The 19,800-nt window shown below is 42.9% G+C and carries 18 protein-coding genes; 5 read left to right on the plus strand and 13 right to left on the minus strand.

The annotated features are described in order from the left end of the window. Positions 1-4: 4 nt before the first annotated feature. From pdxH to rpsA, 7 genes are all read right to left on the minus strand, one after another. Positions 5-652 carry a pyridoxamine 5'-phosphate oxidase gene (gene pdxH / locus ZOBGAL_RS02315; RefSeq protein ID WP_013991883.1) on the minus strand — a complete coding sequence of 216 codons (648 nt, stop codon included), beginning with the start codon at positions 650-652 and terminating at the stop codon, positions 5-7. Between the two features lie 69 nt (positions 653-721). Continuing rightward, complete coding sequence (locus ZOBGAL_RS02320; RefSeq protein ID WP_013991884.1) at positions 722-1,627, minus strand: ribonuclease Z; 906 nt, start codon at positions 1,625-1,627, stop codon at positions 722-724. A 7-nt stretch (positions 1,628-1,634) separates the two neighbouring features. Then, positions 1,635-2,108 (minus strand): DUF3291 domain-containing protein, encoded by a 474-nt coding sequence (locus ZOBGAL_RS02325; protein WP_013991885.1) that lies wholly within the window; start codon positions 2,106-2,108, stop codon positions 1,635-1,637. Then, complete coding sequence (locus tag ZOBGAL_RS02330; RefSeq protein ID WP_013991886.1) at positions 2,105-2,437, minus strand: hypothetical protein; 333 nt, start codon at positions 2,435-2,437, stop codon at positions 2,105-2,107. The genes ZOBGAL_RS02325 and ZOBGAL_RS02330 overlap by 4 nt, the downstream gene beginning before the upstream one ends. A 7-nt stretch (positions 2,438-2,444) precedes the next feature. Continuing rightward, entirely contained in the window at positions 2,445-3,371 is a 927-nt protein-coding gene (locus ZOBGAL_RS02335) for an aspartate carbamoyltransferase catalytic subunit (protein ID WP_013991887.1), read from the minus strand. Between the two features lie 2 nt (positions 3,372-3,373). Beyond that, on the minus strand, positions 3,374-3,913 hold the full coding sequence (pyrR, locus tag ZOBGAL_RS02340) for a bifunctional pyr operon transcriptional regulator/uracil phosphoribosyltransferase PyrR (protein ID WP_013991888.1): 540 nt from the start codon (positions 3,911-3,913) through the stop codon (positions 3,374-3,376). Positions 3,914-4,143: 230 nt separating this feature from the next. Further along, positions 4,144-5,976, minus strand: a complete 1,833-nt coding sequence (gene rpsA, locus ZOBGAL_RS02345; RefSeq protein WP_013991889.1) for a 30S ribosomal protein S1 — start codon at positions 5,974-5,976, stop codon at positions 4,144-4,146. A gap of 270 nt (positions 5,977-6,246) precedes the next feature. Between rpsA and ZOBGAL_RS02350 the strand changes: the two genes are divergently transcribed. Beyond that, a complete protein-coding gene (locus ZOBGAL_RS02350; RefSeq protein ID WP_013991890.1) occupies positions 6,247-6,627 on the plus strand; it encodes a LysM peptidoglycan-binding domain-containing protein in 381 nt (126 codons plus the stop codon). Between the two features lie 54 nt (positions 6,628-6,681). Here the strand turns inward: ZOBGAL_RS02350 and cmk are convergent, their stop codons facing one another. Both cmk and lon read right to left on the minus strand, forming a co-directional pair. After that, positions 6,682-7,374 (minus strand): (d)CMP kinase, encoded by a 693-nt coding sequence (cmk, locus tag ZOBGAL_RS02355; RefSeq protein WP_013991891.1) that lies wholly within the window; start codon positions 7,372-7,374, stop codon positions 6,682-6,684. After that, positions 7,374-9,824, minus strand: a complete 2,451-nt coding sequence (gene lon, locus ZOBGAL_RS02360; protein ID WP_046287299.1) for an endopeptidase La — start codon at positions 9,822-9,824, stop codon at positions 7,374-7,376. The genes cmk and lon overlap by 1 nt, the downstream gene beginning before the upstream one ends. 232 nt (positions 9,825-10,056) lie before the next feature. Between lon and ZOBGAL_RS02365 the strand changes: the two genes are divergently transcribed. The 4 genes from ZOBGAL_RS02365 to ZOBGAL_RS02380 are packed head-to-tail and all read left to right on the plus strand — an operon-like array spanning position 10,057 to position 13,001. Continuing rightward, the gene (locus ZOBGAL_RS02365) at positions 10,057-10,611 is read left to right on the plus strand and encodes an RNA polymerase sigma factor (RefSeq protein ID WP_046287711.1); all 555 of its coding nucleotides are present in this window, start codon (positions 10,057-10,059) and stop codon (positions 10,609-10,611) included. Positions 10,612-10,614: 3 nt separating this feature from the next. Next, the gene (locus ZOBGAL_RS02370) at positions 10,615-11,172 is read left to right on the plus strand and encodes a nucleotide exchange factor GrpE (RefSeq protein ID WP_013991895.1); all 558 of its coding nucleotides are present in this window, start codon (positions 10,615-10,617) and stop codon (positions 11,170-11,172) included. Further along, a complete protein-coding gene (locus ZOBGAL_RS02375; RefSeq protein ID WP_013991896.1) occupies positions 11,153-12,244 on the plus strand; it encodes a hypothetical protein in 1,092 nt (363 codons plus the stop codon). The genes ZOBGAL_RS02370 and ZOBGAL_RS02375 overlap by 20 nt, the downstream gene beginning before the upstream one ends. A 34-nt stretch (positions 12,245-12,278) precedes the next feature. After that, positions 12,279-13,001 (plus strand): head GIN domain-containing protein, encoded by a 723-nt coding sequence (locus ZOBGAL_RS02380; protein ID WP_013991897.1) that lies wholly within the window; start codon positions 12,279-12,281, stop codon positions 12,999-13,001. A 43-nt stretch (positions 13,002-13,044) separates the two neighbouring features. Here ZOBGAL_RS02380 and ZOBGAL_RS02385 read toward each other — a convergent pair whose 3' ends face one another. The 4 genes from ZOBGAL_RS02385 to glgB all read right to left on the minus strand — a co-directional run bounded on the left by ZOBGAL_RS02385 (position 13,045) and on the right by glgB (position 19,686). Beyond that, on the minus strand, positions 13,045-14,370 hold the full coding sequence (locus tag ZOBGAL_RS02385) for an MFS transporter (protein WP_013991898.1): 1,326 nt from the start codon (positions 14,368-14,370) through the stop codon (positions 13,045-13,047). Positions 14,371-14,436: 66 nt separating this feature from the next. Then, positions 14,437-15,249 carry a M48 family metallopeptidase gene (locus ZOBGAL_RS02390; RefSeq protein ID WP_013991899.1) on the minus strand — a complete coding sequence of 271 codons (813 nt, stop codon included), beginning with the start codon at positions 15,247-15,249 and terminating at the stop codon, positions 14,437-14,439. A 35-nt stretch (positions 15,250-15,284) separates the two neighbouring features. Continuing rightward, positions 15,285-17,684 carry a glycoside hydrolase family 31 protein gene (locus ZOBGAL_RS02395; RefSeq protein WP_013991900.1) on the minus strand — a complete coding sequence of 800 codons (2,400 nt, stop codon included), beginning with the start codon at positions 17,682-17,684 and terminating at the stop codon, positions 15,285-15,287. 100 nt (positions 17,685-17,784) lie between these two features. Next, on the minus strand, positions 17,785-19,686 hold the full coding sequence (gene glgB, locus ZOBGAL_RS02400) for a 1,4-alpha-glucan branching protein GlgB (protein WP_013991901.1): 1,902 nt from the start codon (positions 19,684-19,686) through the stop codon (positions 17,785-17,787). Between the last annotated feature and the right edge of the window lie 114 nt (positions 19,687-19,800).

A 19,800-nucleotide genomic window follows, 5' to 3' on the forward strand; every position in this document is an offset into this window, starting at 1 on the left:
GCTTTTAGGGAGCCAAACGCTCCATTTTCCAATCCAGTTGATCCACCAACACATACCTTATACGGTCGTGTAAACGATTGGGCCTACCTTGCCAAAACTCAATCGATTGGGGCCTGACCAAGTATCCACCCCAGTGTTCGGGCCTAAGAATCTCTTTGTTTTCGTACTCGCGTTCGAGTGCCTTCAACTTGGTTTCCAAGATTTCCCGGGAAGGAATAACCGAACTTTGATCTGAAACCAAGGCCCCTAGTTTACTTCCGTCAGGACGTGACTCAAAATAACCGTCCGATAAATTTTTTGCAATTTTTTCGGCCTTTCCCTTAATAATGACCTGCCTTTCCATATTCGGCCAAAAAAAGGATACACATACATTCGGGTTGGCCGCAATGGCCTTTCCCTTTTCGCTATTATAGTTGGTGTAAAATATAAAGCCTTCGTAAGTGAACTTCTTCAACAACACCACCCTGCTCTTCGGAAAGCCATCCAAACCAATTGTAGATACCGTCATGGCATTGGGTTCATCTACACCTTCCGAAGCCTCGGTTTCATGAAACCATTTTTGAAAGAGCTCCATGGGGTTTTCCGAAATAGCGCCTTCTAAAAGGGCACTTTTTTCGTATGACTTACGATAATCACCTAAATCTTTTTGCATAATCTTATTACTGAAATCTGTTCAACCAAAGTTCAGCAAAAGATTTTTAACGCAAAAATAGGAAGGATACTAAAACTCAAAAAACTTACCATCATCGGCAAGTTCTACATCAGGGAAGACTTCCGAGGCTTCTTGCCTAAAAAGCCCGATCGATTTGTAACGTGTAGAATAATGCCCCAAAATAAGTCGTTCTACATGGGCCGATTTCGCGATTGCTGCCGCTTGCTTGGCCGTACTATGCTTGGTTTTTACCGCCAAGTCGGCCTCAGACTCCAAGAAAGTAGATTCGTGGTACAGTGCCGTAGCATGGTCAATTTGCCCCACAATATCAGGCTTGTAGGCCGTATCGCTACAATAGGCATAACTCTTGGGTTTCGGCGGATCAAAGCTCAACAAGGCATTCGGCAAAACGGTACCGTCGTCCATGGTTACATCGCGCCCATTTTTAATATTTTGAAAATAGGCCTTATCGACCTTATACTTAGCTACGGCTTCTACACTCAGCTTTCGCTCGCCCAATTTTTCCTTAAAAAGAAAACCATTGGTATACACCCTATGGGTCAAGGGAACGGTCTCTACACTTACCTTGTCATCCTCAAAAATAACTTCGGGTCCGGCACTTGTCAGTTCATGAAAATGGATATGGTAGTTTGTCCACGAATCACCCAACTTTAATAAGAGCGTAATGGCGTCCTTGATACCTTTGGGGCCGTAAATATGTAATTCCTTCTCCCTGCCCAACAGCCTAAAAGTAGAGACCAATCCGGGCAGGCCAAAAAAGTGGTCGCCGTGCAAGTGCGAAATAAAAATATGGTTGATGCGGGAAAATTTGAGCTTAAGTTTGCGCAATTGCACCTGTGTTCCTTCCCCGCAATCGATGAGAAACATGTGGTTCCCTATTTCGAGTACCTGTGAAGTGGGGTTGGTCAAGGTTCTCGGGGTGGCTGCGTAGCAACCTAGAATGTGCAATTTCATTTTGTTGTTAGTTCTTGGGCGAATATTTCAAAGCGTCTTCAGCTGAAAATTGCCCTTTAAAACTAAAGGCGTACGGAGACTCGCCGTGTGTATTAAGATAGTTTAAGCGTTGTTTTGCCTCTTCGGGCGTAGGCACATGTCCTTTTTCTATATACCAAAGGCACATATGCATATCGGCCATACTGTGAAACCATTCCTTTTTTCGCTTGAGCACACCGGCATGTTGTGAGGCGTACGTAAAATTGAACAAGGCTTCCTTGGATTCCCAAACGGACATATTGATGATCAAGAAATCATCTTCAAAGACCCGCAAGGCCGTTGCGTTGTTTTCATCACCCTTTAATCTCCAAATAAACCCCGTACTCTTATCGGCAATACCGTTGATACGATCCAAATCTTTGACGAAATCGGCCATTACCGGGCTGTCGATAGGTGCAAGCATTCTTGCGATGTTTACTTGAGATAGGTGATAGTCACTCATAAATCTAGATCTCTTTCTATTTCTTCCATTTCAATGATATCGTGCGCCTCTTGAATAGTGGGCACAACAATAATCTTATCGGGCACTTCTTCGTACGACACCTTATCGGTGACCAGTACAAATGATTTTTTCGATTTTCTATGCGCTTCAGATATCTGCAGAAACTCTAGAACATCGCCGGCATTCAACTTTGAAAAGGAAAAAAGGTTAACAATTATATTATCGTTCTTAATCTTAGGATAAGCATCTTTTAGGTTTTTCAAAAAAACTGAAAGTGTGGTATTTTCTTGAAAAACGATGGTGGTTGAACCGTCTGAATCGAAAATCATACTTATATCATTTAATTTTTGAAGCTAACAAATAAATCACTGCCATACGAACCGCTACACCATTTTCTACTTGGTTCAAGATAATACTTTGTTTTGAATCGGCCACATCGCTCGTAATTTCCACTCCCCTATTAATTGGTCCGGGATGCATAATAACGATTTCCTTATCTAAACTATCGAGCATTTTCTTGTTTACCCCGAACTGTTGGGTATACTCCCTAGTGGTGGGGAAGTAGCTGATATCCAAACGCTCGTTCTGTATGCGCAGCATATTGGCCACGTCGCACCATTCAAGCGCCTTTCTCAAATCGGTCTCTACACTTACCCCAAGCGACTCAATATATTTGGGCAACAAAGTCTTAGGGCCACAGACCTTAACCTCGGCACCTTGCAATTTTAAGGCAAAAATATTTGACAGGGCCACCCTAGAGTGAAGAATATCACCAACAATAACAACTTTCTTACCTGCCACATCACCGAGTTTTTCACGAATGGAGTAAGAGTCCAACAATGCCTGTGTCGGGTGCTCATGGGCCCCGTCACCCGCATTTACAATACTCGCGTTCACGTGTTTGGACAAAAAAATGCCCGCCCCGGGGTTCGGATGGCGCATGACCACCATGTCGACCTTCATCGAAAGAATATTGTTAACGGTATCTATAAGGGTTTCCCCTTTTTTTACCGATGATTGGCCCGCCGAAAAGTTAATGACATCCGCCGACAATCTTTTTTCGGCAAGTTCAAAAGATAATTTGGTTCGCGTACTGTTCTCAAAAAAGATATTGGCAATGGTAATGTCACGTAGTGACGGTACTTTTTTGATGGAACGGTTGATTACCTCTTTAAAATGATCGGCGGTCTCAAATATGAGATGAATATCTTTTTCATTTAGATATTTGATTCCTAATAAGTGTTTTACACTCAGTTCCGCCATTGTTATTTATTTATCAAATATATCACGTCTTCACCGTCGTTCTCCTTCCAGAGCACCTTAACTTTTTCATCGTTGATAGCATCGACTTGACGCCCCCTGTAATTGGGCTGAATAGGCAAGTGCCTACTGAACCGTCTATCGATAAGGGTCAACAACTCTATTTCCGAAGGCCTGCCGAAAGACTGGATGGCCGTAAGGGCCGAACGAATACTCCGCCCGGTATACAGAACATCATCAATAAGGACGACCTTTTTATCTTCGACCAAAAAGTCGATTTTGGTCTTGGTTGCCTCCAAGGTCTTATCGCCCCTCCTAAAATCGTCCCTATAGAAGGTAATATCAAGAAAACCTGATTTAATTTCCTTTACACCATATTCCTCCTTCAATATTTTGGTCAATCTTTCCGCCACGAAGGTGCCCCTAGGCTGTATACCTATGAGTACGGTGTCTTTAAAATCAAGGTGATTTTCGAGGAGTTGACATGCCAAACGATGGAGTATGATGTTTATTTCTTTTTCAGAAAGAAGTACTTTTTGCCCCATACTGCTTTGTTGGTTTAGCTTGACAAAAATAGCGATTTCTAGTTAGAAAAAAAGAGTCTTTACAAATGTATCGGTTTTTCTTTTCACATATGAAGCTTCTTTTTCCGCCCTTTTTAGCCTTACAAAGCCACAACTCATGCCTAATGAAGTGGTTAACCCAAAAATAAATCAAAAAAAAATCTCCGCAACCCATTGGGCTACGGAGATCTGTAATCTATAAGTGAAAAGACTTATTTAGTCTTACCTTCCATCTTATCTTTCAAAGCTTGCAATTGCTCGTTAGCATCACCTAAAGTAGGTTTAGCCTCGTCTGCAGCTGCAGCAGCTTTCTTCTGAGCGGCTTTGATGTTACGCTGCTCTTCTTCACGGAAAATAGCGGTGTGGCTTGCAACAACCCTTTTAAAGTCTTTGTTGAACTCAATAATCTTGAATTCAGCCTCTTCGCCTTTACCAAGCTTGCTTCCGTCTTCTTTTTCCAAGTGACGTTGCGGTACAAATGCCGTAATGTCTTCGTTAAAGTCGATGGTAGCACCTTTATCAACGATATCGGTAATGGCCGCCGTGTGAGAAGTTCCGACTGCAAATTCAGCCTCATACTTATCCCATGGGTTTTCAGTTGTCTGTTTGTGACCTAAGCTAAGCTTACGACCTTCAACATCCAACTCCAATACCTCAACCTCCATTTTGTCTCCAACGGATACAAATTCAGATGGGTGCTTGATTTTCTTCGTCCAAGAAAGGTCAGAAATGTAGATCAAACCGTCGATACCTTCTTCCATTTCAACAAAAACGCCGAAGTTGGTAAAGTTTCTTACGATACCTGTGTGTCTTGAACCAACAGGGTATTTCGTAGTAATATCAGTCCATGGGTCTGGCGTCAATTGCTTGATACCAAGAGACATTTTACGATCCTCACGATCTAATGTCAACACCACAGCTTCGACCTCATCACCAACGTTTACGAAGTCTTGGGCAGAACGCAAGTGCGTAGACCATGACATTTCAGAAACGTGGATCAAACCTTCAACACCTTCAACAACCTCGATAAACGCACCGTAATCAGCGATTACAACTACTTTACCTTTTACTTTGTCTCCAATTTTGATTTCGTCGCTCAAGGCATCCCAAGGATGTTTCTCCAATTGCTTCATACCCAACTGGATTCTAGATTTGTTCTCATCAAAATCAAGTATAACAACGTTGATTTTCTGATCCAATTCCACAACCTCGTTCGGGTGGTTGATACGGCTCCAAGAAAGGTCGGTAATGTGCACCAAACCATCAACACCACCAAGGTCAACGAACACACCGTAAGAAGTGATGTTTTTCACAACACCTTCTAACACCTGTCCTTTTTCCAATTGGCTGATGATCTCTTTCTTCTGCTCTTCGATATCGGCTTCGATCAAGGCTTTGTGAGATACTACAACGTTCTTGAATTCGTGGTTGATCTTAACCACTTTGAATTCCATTGTCTTACCTACGTATTGATCGTAGTCACGAATAGGCTTCACATCGATTTGAGAACCTGGCAAGAACGCTTCGATGCCAAAAACATCAACGATCATACCACCTTTAGTTCTACACTTAACGAAACCACTAACAATTTCTTCTTTATCGTGGGCCGCATTCACACGGTCCCAAGCCATAATAGTTCTGGCCTTTCTGTGCGAAAGTACCAATTGGCCACTTTTATCTTCACGTATATCGATAAGAACTTCAACCTTATCACCCACTTTTAAGTTTGGGTTGTAACGGAATTCGTTCAACGAAATAACACCTTCAGATTTGGCATTGATGTCTATGATCGCCTCACGGTCGGTCAAATAGACGACTTTACCTTCAACTACCTCTTCATCGGCAGTGTCTACGAAGTTTTCAGCTACCAACTTTTCAAATTCCTCTAATTTAGAGTCATCTACTCGTTCGATACCTTCTTCGTACTTGTCCCAATCAAAATTTTCCAAAAATTCTTTTGGATCTTGTTTCGGAGCTTGTTCTTTTACTTCTTGTTTTGCTTCGGCAGTTTCTTCTACCTGAGCTGTTGTTTTTTCTTCAGCCATTTGCTGATGTTCAATTTGTATTCCACGACGTCACAAGAGTTAAACAATGATCGTAGAAGTTGTTATATGTCAATTTTTCATCTATCCTTTTTTCTCTTGATGACTTTGCAAAAAAGGTGTGCAAAAATACATCTTTTTTATTAGTCTACCAACCCTTAGGCCCAAGCATTCCCGTTTAAGCCATATTTTATACCATTTTATACATAAAACACTGGATTTATCGTTATCTTAGAAATTCAAATATTAACCATTAGAAAAAAGAAATCAATTATGAGTGTTAAAGCAAAATATCAAGAGGTTTTAAATCTTGGTGAGCAACTAGGTATAAAGAATGGCGACGTTAAGGAAGAAAGCGGCGTTTTAAAGATAAAAGGAGAAGCCGGAACCCAATACGAAAAAAACCTATTATGGGACAAAATCAAGCAATTGGGCGGTGAAAATCCTTCTGACGTACAGGCGAATATTACGGTTTCCGATACTTCGGTCTACCACAGACATACCGTCAAAAGCGGCGAATCTTTGAGCAAAATTGCCAAGCAATATTATGGTGACCCAATGAAGTACAAGCAAATCTTTGCGGCCAATACGGGCGTACTTGACAATCCTGATGTAATTCACCCAGATCAAGTTCTTGTTATTCCGAATATCTAAGGATAAACCGAAGGAAAATAAAAAACCTGTCAGAAACAAATCTGACAGGTTTTTTTATGCTCTTTCTATAAAACGCCTGGCTATGCTCAACAAGCGCTCGAACTGTTCTTTCAAGCCCATATCGCTATTGTCGAACTCAATGGCATCATCGGCTTTCCGCAGTGGGGAAAACTCACGGTTGGAGTCGATGTAATCCCGTTTCTGTACATTTTCGAGTACTTCTTCGTAAGAGACCTTCTCCCCCCTATCCAACAGCTCCTTGTACCTACGGGTAGCACGTGCCTGGGGCGATGCGGTCATAAAGACCTTGAGCTCGGCATCGGGAAAGACCACGGTACCGATATCCCTACCGTCCATAACCACGCCTTTTTCCTTGCCCATCTCCTTTTGCATCTCTACCAGTTTGTAGCGCACCTGTTCAATTTCCGCTACTCGGCTCACATAATTAGAGACCTCGAGCGTACGTATCTGTTTCTCGATGTTTTCCCCGTTAAGGTACATTTCCGAGAACCCCAATGCTTCATTGGGTTCGAACCGCAATTTTATTTTGGGAAGCAATTGTACCAAATCTTCCAGTTTTTCGCTTTCACCTCCTATAAAACCGTTACGCATGGCGAACAAGGTTACCGCCCTGTACATGGCCCCTGTATCTACATAAACATAACCTAGGGCCTTGGCCAATTGTTTGGCCAAGGTACTTTTACCGGTAGAAGAAAAGCCATCGATGGCAATCGTAATCTTAGACATTAGAGTTTTTTAGCATTCTTAACCTTTTGCCCTGTAATAGCAATATCTATTACTTCGTGCATATCGGTAACATAATGGAATTTGAGACCCTTAAGATACTCTTTTTTTATTTCCAAGATATCCTTTTCGTTGTCTTTGCAAAGAATAATCTCCTTGATTCTGGCCCGTTTGGCCGCTAGGATTTTTTCTTTGATACCCCCCACTGGCAAGACCTTGCCACGAAGCGTAATCTCCCCGGTCATGGCCAGGCTCTTCTTCACTTTCTTTTGTGTAAACAATGAAACCAGTGAGGTCAACATGGTTACACCGGCACTTGGCCCGTCTTTTGGGGTAGCCCCTTCCGGCACGTGAATATGCACATTGTACTTATCGAACACTTCTGAATCGATGCCAAATCTTTCGGCATTCGATTTAATATATTCCATAGCGATCGTTGCCGATTCCTTCATCACCTTACCCAAATTACCGGTAATGTTCAAGGCGCCCTTTCCTTTTGACAGAATGGATTCGATAAAAAGAATATCCCCTCCAACACTTGTCCACGCAAGGCCGGTTACAACCCCTGCAATATCGTTATTCTCGTACTTATCGCGTTCCAAGCGGGCAGGCCCCAATACCTTTTCAACAATCGCATTGGTAACCTTTACCTCGTACTCTTCTTCAATGGCGATATTCTTGGCCGCATAGCGCACCATTTTGGCAATCTGTTTCTCTAATGAACGTACACCCGATTCACGCGTATACCCTTCAACGATCTTCTCTAATTGCGGCTTGCCTATCGTCAGGTCTTTTGAAGTAAGACCGTGCTCCTTCAATTGCTTCGGAAGCAAATGTCGTTTGGCAATTTCCACTTTTTCCTCAATGGTATAGCCCGTAACGTTTATTATCTCCATTCGATCACGAAGTGCGGGTTGAATGGTAGACAAGTTGTTGGCCGTGGCAATGAACATTACTTTTGACAAGTCGTAGCCCATTTCAAGGAAATTGTCGTAAAACTCATTGTTCTGCTCCGGATCCAAAACTTCCAACATGGCGGACGACGGGTCGCCTTGATGACTACTAGAGAGTTTATCTATCTCATCAAGAATAAAGACCGGGTTGGAAGTACCCGCCTTTTTAAGGCTTTGTACGATCCTACCGGGCATGGCCCCGATATAGGTTTTACGGTGTCCGCGTATTTCCGCTTCATCCCTTAATCCACCCAAGGATATCCTTACGTATTCACGTCCCAAAGCTTCGGCAACCGATTTCCCCAAAGAGGTCTTACCCACCCCAGGAGGGCCGTAAAGACATAATATGGGGGATTTCATATCATTCCTCAATTTTAGAACCGCCAGATACTCGATAATCCTTTGTTTGACATCTTCCAATCCGTAATGATCACGGTCCAATATTCGCTGGGCCCTTTTCAAATCGAATTTATCCTTTGAAAACTCGTTCCAAGGCAAATCCAAAAACAGGTCTAAATAGTTTCTTTGGATCGAATATTCCGCCACTTGCGGATTCATTCGTTGCATCTTTGACAATTCCTTATCAAAATGCTCCTTGACCTTATCATCCCACTTTTTCTTTTTGGCCTTCTTGCGCATCTCGAAGATTTCATCATCATGTGAAACCCCTCCCAATTCTTCCTGAATGGTCTTCATTTGCTGATGCAAGAAATATTCGCGCTGTTGTTGGTCCATATCGTTACGCACCTTCGATTGAATATCGTTCTTGAGCTCCAATTTCTGTAGCTCAAGGTTCATATGCTTTAAGGTGGCAAGGGCACGCTCTTGTAGGTTGTTGATTTCAAGAAGTTCTTGCTTATCGTCTACATTGAGGTTCAAGTTGCTCGAAACAAAATTGATCAAGAACGAATTGCTTTGAATGTTCTTTATAGCGAAAGAAGCTTCACTCGGGATATTGGGATTATCTCGAATAATACGAAGCGCCAAATCTTTGATCGACTCTATAATCGCCAAAAATTCGGGATCGTTATGATCAGGTCTCTCTTCCGAGGTTTCCCTAACGGTAGCGGTTATATATGGCTTCTCGGTTAATACCTCGGCCACTTCAAAACGCTTTTTCCCTTGTAAGATTACGGTCGTATTCCCATCGGGCATTTTGAGCACCCTTAGGATCCGTGCCACCGTACCCAATACATTAATATCGTTAACGGTGGGTTTTTCGGTATCCTTATCTTTTTGCGACACCACACCTATTACCTTCGAACCGTTGTTCGCATCTTTGATCAAGTTGATCGAACTATCCCTTCCCGCGGTAATAGGAATAACCACCCCAGGAAAGAGTACCGTGTTACGAAGCGGAAGTATCGGAAGTGTTTCTGGCAACACCTCGTTGCTCATTTCCTCTTCATCCTCAGAGGTCAAAAGTGGTATTAGCTCAGCATCTTCATCGATGGACTGTAGCGACATATTGTCAAAATTCGTGAATTTAGAATCTCCCATAGTATCAATTGCGGTCATTCTGTCATTTTATTGACAGAACCCTTAGTTATCTATTTACATCATATTCATCAAAAGCGCCTTACCTATTGGCCAAACAAAGCCTAGCGCCTTTTCTATCGCTCCATAATGGTCAATTCTTATGCCAGACCGAAAAAACCACGGCGAAATTATTTTTATGACAAACTGTAACAATCCATACCTTATGATCATCTATAAAGAAACCATTCACTTTTTGAGCCAACAAAGAGAACATATCGATACATTGTTACAACAGTGTCTTGACGGGAACCAAAGTGCCCAGCTTGAAGTTTATAACCGCTATTACAAAGCCATGTACAATACGGCTTTGCGGATTATAAAACAAAGCGATGAAGCCGAAGACATTATGCAGGAATCGTTTTTGAACGCGTTCACGAAACTGCACACATTCAAAGGTGAGGTCACATTTGGTTCTTGGTTAAAACGGATTGTAATCAACAACAGTATCTACCATTACAGAAAACGTTCAAAAAAGAACGAGGTTGCCCTGGAAGATGTGTTACACAAGGTCGAAGACAATGAAGTAGATGCTAGCGGCCCCCATGAGTTTACGGAACTGAAGGCTCAAAAAGTGATGGAAACCATGAAGCGGCTTAAAGACAACTATCGAATTTCTTTGACCTTATATCTTATTGAAGGTTATGATTATGAGGAGATTTGCGAAATAATGAATATGAGTTATGCCAATTGCAGAACGACTATTTCAAGGGCCAAAGAAAGCCTTAGAAATAAATTGATACAAGCTTGACCTATGAAAAAAGATAATATAGACCACCTTTTTGAAGACCTGAACGGTTCATTTGACCATGAAACCCCGGCAGCAGGCCATGAACTGAGGTTTCTTCAAAAATTGAACGCCCAAAAGGGTTCGATCAGTTTGAAGACCCAAAAAAGAACATGGTACAGACCCATGGGCATTGCCGCCTGTTTACTGGTACTCCTTGCGCTCGGAATAGGCCTTTTTCGGCCCGAGCCCTCCTTAGAGGAAAAAGTGGCCAAAATATCACCGGAGATTTCAAGAACCGGATTTTATTTCGCCAGCCTGATCGAAGAGCAGGTAAACGAGCTACAAAACGAAACCTCCCCCGAAACAAAGAAAATCGTAGATGACACTATGGTTCAGCTCAATAAATTGGAAGCCGATTACAAACAACTGGAAGAAGACCTTATCAATGGGGGCAATAGCAAGGCCATTCTAAGCGCCATGATTACCAATTTCCAGACCCGCATCAATCTTTTGGAAGATGTTCTCGACACCATTGAAACTATTAAAAATTTAAAAAAATACGATGACAGCACAACAATATAAAACCTTAGTCCTTTTGTTTTTGACCCTACCCCTCTACTTGTTTCCCCACGAGGGCAAGCTCAAGGGGCGCTACACCAAGGAAAAGACCATCAAGAAAGAATTTGAGGTCAACAGCGATGCCCTCTTGGAGGTCAACAACAGCTACGGAAACCTTAATATCACTTCTTGGAACGAGAACCGCATCCTCATAGAGGTACATATCAAAACGAGCAGTAACAACGAAGAAAAGGCCCAAGAAAAATTAGACCAAATTTCCGTCGATTTCGACGCCAGCAATAGTGTTGTCTCGGCAAGGACCATATTTAACGACCACAAAAGTAGCTGGGGTTGGAGCTGGGGAAAAAGCAGCAATGTAAACATGCAGATCAACTACACGATCAAGCTACCGATAAAGAGCAGTGTAGACCTTGACAACGACTATGGCAGCATAAACCTCGACCGAATAGACGGACACGCCAAAATAAGTTGCGATTATGGCCGCTTGGATATCGGAGAGCTCAGGGGCCGGAACAACCAATTGAATTTTGATTACACCTCTAAATCAACCATTTCATATATAAACAGCGGAAAAATATCGGCAGATTACTCGGGGTTCAATATAGCGAAAGCCGGAAACCTGACCATAAGTGCCGATTACACCAATAGTTCGGTCGAACAAATGGAAAACCTGCAATATTCGAGTAATTACGGTAAGATTGAAATAGGCGAAGTCAAAAACGTACAAGGTTCGGGAGATTACATCAATGTACAATTAGGAAGCGTTCACGGCAACCTCGATATTTCGGCCGACTATGGTTCCCTAAAAATAAGCCGTTTATCGGAAGATGCGGGCAACGTAGAGATCAGGGCCGATTATACCAGCATAAAAATTGGCTATGCCCCCGATTATCGATTTAATTTTGAAATCAAAACCTCATATGCCGGAGTGAGCGGTATAGACGATTTTGAAATCAATATCAGGGAAGAAAAAAACACAAGTACCTATTACAAGGGCTTTCACGGCTCGCCACAGGGAACCAATTCGCTTTCTGTCGTGAGCAACTACGGAGGCATCTCATTCTTTAGAAATTAACACATCATCAAAATCATATTTAAAACAGAAAGTCATGAAAAATTTAATCTTAGTAAGTGTAGCCTTCATAAGTTTTTCCTGCTCGGCACAATGGGGCAAGAGCGTTAAGGGCAACGGCCACATGGTCAGCATAGAACGCACGGTCGGCAACTATGACGCCATTGCCGTATCGGGCTGGTTCGATGTTGACCTCGTAAGCGGAAGCGAGGGCGAACTGACCATCAAAGGCGAAGAAAACCTATTGAAACATATCATTACAAAAGTAGATCACGGCAAGCTGGTCATCAAGGTTGAACGCGGTGTAAACCTAAAACCTTCTTTACGCAATAAAAGCATACAGATAAAAGTGCCGGTAGAAAGTATAGACGCCCTAAGTCTATCGGGTTCGGGCGACATTGTAGGCCATCTCCCCCTAAAGACACCTCAACTCAAAACATCGATGTCGGGTTCAGGCGACATTACCCTTGACGTAGATACGGATACCCTGACCGCCACCATGTCGGGGTCCGGCGATATGAACCTCTCAGGAAACACCCATCATTTTGAAGCCAGTATTTCAGGTTCGGGCGACATCAAGGCCTACGAGCTGGAGGCCGATATCGTGGAAGCCACGGTTTCGGGATCGGCCGATATCAAGGTCACGGCCAATGAAAAATTAAAGGCAAGGGTTTCAGGCTCGGGAGATATCAGCTATCGCGGCAACCCGAAAAAGGTAGACAGCAAAGTATCGGGGTCGGGCGACATTTCAAAAGAATAACACATCAAAAAACGAGTATAACAGTCATCGATCAAGCCTCTTTTTAAGGGGCTTTTTTATTGACCCGTGTCAAGAGAATCATCCCCACTAGAAAAAACAGTCCCAAGAAAATAATTGAATACCTAATGCTTCCCGTAAGCTGTGCAATGTACCCATAGCTCAACATCCCGATAACAATCCCTATTTTTTCGGAGACATCGTAAAAGCTAAAATAAGAAGTGGTATCTACCGCATCTTCCGGCAAGAGCTTAGAATAGGTTGACCTAGAAAGGGACTGTATACCCCCCATCACAAGACCAACGGCCGAAGCCGTGATATAAAATTCCATCGGCGTCGTAATCGTATAGGCAAAAACGCAAATGATGATCCAAATAACATTTAATACAATCAATGTATTGATATTCCCAAAACGCGTTGAACAACGTGAGGTTACGTAAGCCCCTAAAACCGCAACGATTTGAATCAGCAAAATACTCACAATGAGTCCCGTAGTGGAATCGGTCTTGCCCCAATCAAGTTCTTCTATACCAAAATACGTAGCCACCAACATAATGGTCTGCACGGCCATACTGTATACAAAAAATGCACCCAAATACCTTTTTAACGGTATATTGGCCTTGATCTTTGACCAAATCAATTTCAATTCCTTAAACCCGTTGAACAGAATATCCTTGGTAAAATTTTCCTTTTTATTTCCTTTTGGCAAGTGGTAGTAGGTATACTGACTAAAACCGATCCACCACAAACCGGTCAATACAAATGAAAGCCGGGTCGGTGTAGATTCATCCTCAAAACCGAAGGTGTCAAACTTTAAGATCATCGCCAAACAAATAACCAAAAGCAATACACTACCGATATAGCCCAAAGAATACCCTTTGGCACTAATGGCATCTTGCTGTTCGGGAAAAGCAATATCGGGCAGATACGAGTTATAGAATACCAAGCTCGACCAAAAACCGATCAATGCCATAAAATAACACAGCAAACCAAACCAAAGGTGGTCCATATTAAACCAATAAAGTCCGATAGACGAGAAGGCCCCCAAATAGCAAAAGAATTTCATGAACATTTTCTTGTTCCCTACATAATCTGCTATCCCACTTAAAAGCGGACTCAAAAAGGAGACCATCAAAAATGCGGCTGCCGTCACATAACTGATCAAAGTATCGTTATTAAAATCGATGCCCAAGAAACGGACCGTGTCGTCAAGCACTTTACCGTCTTCGTCTTTCACCAAAGTGAGTGCCCCATAAAAGATAGGAAATATGGCAGATGAGATTACCAGGTTGTAAACTGAATTGGCCCAATCATAGAAAGCCCAAGCATTCAGGAGTTTTTTACTTCCTTTTGGAAGGATAGTTTTTGGCATAATGGTATCAATAAAAAAACCGTTCTTTTTTAAGAACGGTTTTAAATATACAATAATTGCAATTATTTACTTTTGAAACGAGGTTACCCCAAACTTCTTGGCCTCGGCCCTGGCCGCTGGCGCCCATTCCGTAAGGTTATTGATCCTTGTATCGTTCGACGGGTGGGTACTCATAAACTCAGGTGGAGCCTCTCCCCCACTGTTGGCCTTCATTCGCTTCCACAGTTCAGCAGCTTCTGCGGGGTCATACCCTGCAATGGCCATAATCTGTAGACCGATACGGTCCGCTTCGGTTTCATGGCTTCGACTAAAAGGCAACATCACCCCCACTTGGGAACCAACAGCATAAGCTTGATTGAACATATCTCTTTTTTCAGGGTCTTGTATGGCGACGCTACCGGCCACAGCGCCCAATTGCTGCAATGTACCGGCACTCATACGCTGTGCCCCGTGATCGGCCAAGGCATGAGCCACCTCATGACCCATTACCACGGCAATACCTGCCTCTCCCTTACAAATGGGCAAGATACCGGTATAAAAAACAATTTTCCCGCCGGGCATACACCAAGCATTGACCGTTTCGTCATTTACTAGGTTATACTCCCATTGATAATCTTTGAGATAACCCGAATAACCATTGGCGGTCAACCATCTTTCCGCAGCAGACGATATGCGCTGGCCTACCTTCGTGATCATTTTAGCATCGGCCGTATTCTCTACCACCTTGTTTTCCGTCAAGAATTGATCATACTGGGCAAATGCAGTCGGAAAAATTTGACTGTTTGGATAAAAATTCAATACTTTTTTACCTGTAAACGGATTCGTTTTACAAGCTGCTACCCCTAAAAACAGGGCGAAAACTAAAATTATCTTTCTCATTATGGTCGTGTTTAGATCCGTAAAATACAAAAATCTTATTTTGCGGTAATACGCAATTGAGTAAAGTCTTTGTTTACGATTATAATATTCCCCCCATTCGGCATAACGTCTTCAATAGCCACTTTTTCGTTGTCGAGCTGAACCTCTCCTATTTTGAACGGGAGTCCGTGTAACTTGATCTTAAACGTTTCATAGTTTGTAATGAAGGCCCCATCCTTAAATTGTTGAATGGTCAATTCATTTGTCTTACCTAAAAGCTTAAAGTTTCTCAAGCTATATTTTCCGTTTTCGTAAGCATAACCATCACCTGCATCTTCATAAACGGTAGAGTTTTCGGCCCCTTCCGCAAAATAAACATCCAATACCAGCTCTTTGATCTCAAGCTCGCCCACATACTGCTGTACAGGATATTTTGGAATAATGGCCCCGGCCTTTATGAACAAGGGTATCTTATCGATGTCGGCAACGACCCATTTTTCTTTTCCACCCTCTACGACCTCATCGTTCCAAAAATTATACCAATTGCCACGAGGAATGTACATTCTTCGTCCTTTTGCATTGGGCTCTTGAATCGGGCAGACCAAAATCTGCTCCCCAAAAATAAACTCATCGGTTCTGAAATGGGTCTGTGTATCTTCTTGGTCGTAACATACGATAGGAAGCAACATCGGGGTGCCTTCTTTTGAGTACCTCCAGAACATCGTGTAGAGATAAGGCAATAATTCGTACCTCAATTCGATGAACTTTCTAACAATATCGGTGATTTCCTTTCCAAACGACCAAGGTTCCTGGTCGCCGTGATCCCCACTGGAGTGTACCCTACAGAAGGGGTGGAAAATACCCAATTGGATCCATCGGGCAAAAAGTTCGCCGTTGGGTTGCTCGGCAAAGCCCCCTATATCGGACCCAACAAAGGAATAACCACTCATACACATTCGTTGCATCTGTACATTGGCGATCCACAAATGTTCCCACGTAGCTACATTATCTCCCGTCCATGTCGAGGCAAAACGCTGTGTACCCGAATAAGCGGCCCTAGTGATGACCAAAGGCCGTTTGGGGTATACATATCTTTTGACCCCTTCGTAGGTCGCCCTTACCATTTGCATTCCATAAACATTATGGGCCTTTCTATGGCTACTGGGGTGGCCGTCGTAATCATGACGGGTATCGAGCGGAGCTGTCTTTGTAGGCACCTCCATAACCGCAGGTTCGTTCATGTCGTTCCAAACGGCATGAACGCCTATCTCGGCCATAAATTCTTTATAGAGTTCGGCCCACCACTCGCGAACTTCAGGATTGGTAAAATCAGGGAAGTTACATTCCCCTGGCCAAACCTTACCTTTCATTCTTGGGCCATCGGCACGCTTACAGAAGTAATCGTTTTCAACCGCTTCCTGGTATACCCAGTAGTCTTTATCTATTTTAATACCCGGATCGATCATGACCACGGTCTTAAACCCATCTTCGCTAAGTTCATTGATCATACGTTTCGGATCGGGAAACCTGGTCTTGTCCCAAGTAAAACACCTAAATCCATCCATATAATCGATATCCAAATAAATGGCATCACAGGGAATTTTAAGATCCCTGAACTGCTTGGCTATATCTTTTACGTTACTCTCTGGGAAATAGCTCCATTTTGACTGGTGATAGCCCATAGCCCATAAAGGAGGAAGCTCTGGCGCCCCGGTCAGGTTTGTATAGGCCTTGACCACTTTGTGCATTTCGGGGCCATAGAAGAAATAGTAGTTCATTTCTCCCCCATCGGCCCAGAAACTGGTAGTGGAACGACGTTCATGGGCAAAATCGAAATCGGTTCTGAAACTGTTGTCAAAGAAAATACCATACGATTGGCCATTATGTAGGCCAATGTAAAACGGTATCGCTTTGTAAAGTGGATCTTGATCCTTACCGTAGGCATATTGATCGGTAACCCAGTTACAAACCCTTTTCCCCTTAAGGTTACTGTGCGTAGCCTTATCGCCCATACCGTAAAAGCTTTCGGTATTTTGGGTGATCTTGCTCATTTTAACGGTGTTGCCCCCGTATTCGTAGTTCTCCTCCCAATGAAAACCCAATTCGTCTTCATTGATGATATTACCCTTGAGATCCGATACTTGGGTACGTAAGGTTTTCTTATCTACAAGCACCTTGAGCCTTGCGGTCTCAATAATATATTCCGTTTGGTTCTCCGTACAGTCGAGATGACTGTATCCCCGACTTGCGTTAGGATCTACCGCATATGAAAAATCAGGTTGAAAGGCATGCTCGGTAGCATATCTGAACCTGATCGTTCTATCTTGAATTACGGTAATTTCTAAGACCACTCCGTTTTCAGTGGTAAAATAGAATTTATCTTTATCCCTCACATAATCTACAATATGATTTGGATAGAGATTCCCTTTATATTCTAGCTCAGTATTGGTTATCATGTATTGAGTATTTAAAGACTAACAAAAAAAAGACTTTAAACCTTAATAACGAAATGATTTTACATCCATTTACGAACTATTATCATTATAATAGGCCCGACTATTGAAAAATAACAATCCCCAATGGCGGAATGGTCATTTCTACCGATTGTTCACGCCCGTGCCAAACCTTTTTCTGAATGGCCGATATATTGGGCTGAACGCCCGACCCACCGTACTTTTCGTCATCACTGTTCAAAATAACTTTCAACTTTCCAGAAGATTTGGGTATACCCACCCTGTAGTTTTCCCTTAGAACCGGGGTAAAATTACAGGCGATGAATATATCGTCTTTGGTGTCATGCCCCCGTCGAATATAGGTCAACACCGAGTTTTCATGGTCTCCGTAATCGATCCACTGAAAACCATCGGGACTGAACTGTTTTTGGTACAGGGCCGGAAAGTCCCTATACACCTTGTTCAGATCTTTTATCAATTCTTGTACGCCCGAATGCACTTTGTACTGGGTAAGATGCCAATCTAACCCCTTTTGAAAGTTCCACTCGCTGGTCTGCCCAAATTCGCCCCCCATAAAAATAAGGTTCGTGCCCGGGTGCGTAAACATATAACCGAACATCAAACGCAGATTGGCAAAACGCTGCCATTCATCACCTGGCATACGATACACCAACGATTGTTTGCCATACACCACCTCATCGTGCGAAAAGGGTAGCATAAAGTTTTCGGTAAAGGCATAGGTCATACTGAACGTAAGATCGTTCTGGTGGTGTTTTCGGTATATCGATTCTTTTTTAAAATATTCCAAGGTATCGTGCATCCACCCCATCATCCACTTCATACCAAAACCAAGGCCTCCGTACATTACGGGTTTTGACACCCCTGAAAATGCCGTTGATTCTTCGGCAATGGTCTGCACATCGGGAAAACTGCCGTAAACTGCCTCATTAAATTCCCTAATGAAAGACAAGGCCTCAAGGTTTTCGTTATTTCCGTACATATTCGGCTCCCATTCCCCTTCCTCACGAGAGTAATCAAGATAGAGCATAGAAGCCACCGCATCGACACGTAAGGCGTCGGCATGGTAGTGATCCAACCAAAACAGGGCGTTACTGATCAAAAAGGCCCGCACCTCGTTTCTTCCATAATTAAAGATCAAACTCTTCCAATCGGGATGGTAGCCCCTTCTTCTATCTGGATGTTCATACAAATGCGACCCATCAAAGAAACCAAGGCCGTGGGCATCCTCAGGAAAATGAGAAGGAACCCAATCCAATATCACTCCTATTTCAGCTTGGTGCAATGCATCTACCAATAATTTAAAGCCTTCAGGGTCACCGAATCTTGAAGTCGGCGCAAAATATCCCGTTAACTGATAGCCCCATGAAGGATCGTACGGATACTCCATTATCGGCATGAATTCAATATGGGTAAAGCCCATTTCCTTAACATAGGCCACTAAGTCTTTGGCCATTTGCCCGTAAGTGAGAAAATTTCCGTCCTTATCGCGTTTCCAAGAACCTAAATGCACTTCGTATACCGAAAACGGGGCATCTAGCGCATTTTTTTTCTTTCGTACGTTCTCCATCCACTTCTTATCCTTCCACTGGTAGTCTTGCTCCCATACGATAGAAGCGGTTTTAGGCGGGTGTTCACAATAACGGGCAAAAGGATCGGCCTTTTCCGTAACGGCCCCATGATTGTTCGAATAGATCTTGTACTTGTAAAGTTCACCCACCCCTATATCGGGTATAAAACCTTCCCAAATACCACTCCCGTCCCAACGAACGTTGAGCATATGCTTTTCATCATCCCAATCATTGAAGTTCCCGATAACGGATACCGAGCGTGCCGATGGCGCCCAAACGGCAAAATAAGTTCCTTTGACCCCTTCAAATTCTACAAGGTGGGAACCTAATTTTTCGTACAATCTAAAATGCTTTCCCGACTTAAAAAGATCAATATCAAATTCGGAAAAAAGACTGAAAACGGTAACTTGCGGCATAGTGTTCAAATATTTTAGGTAGTTAAGACAAATCTAAGCAACTTTACAAAAAAAGCTTTAGCTTATTGCCGATTAACTTTGAATCGATAATTCAATGTTACAAATAAAAAGATA

This window comes from Zobellia galactanivorans (assembly GCF_000973105.1).
Taxonomy (GTDB): domain Bacteria; phylum Bacteroidota; class Bacteroidia; order Flavobacteriales; family Flavobacteriaceae; genus Zobellia; species Zobellia galactanivorans.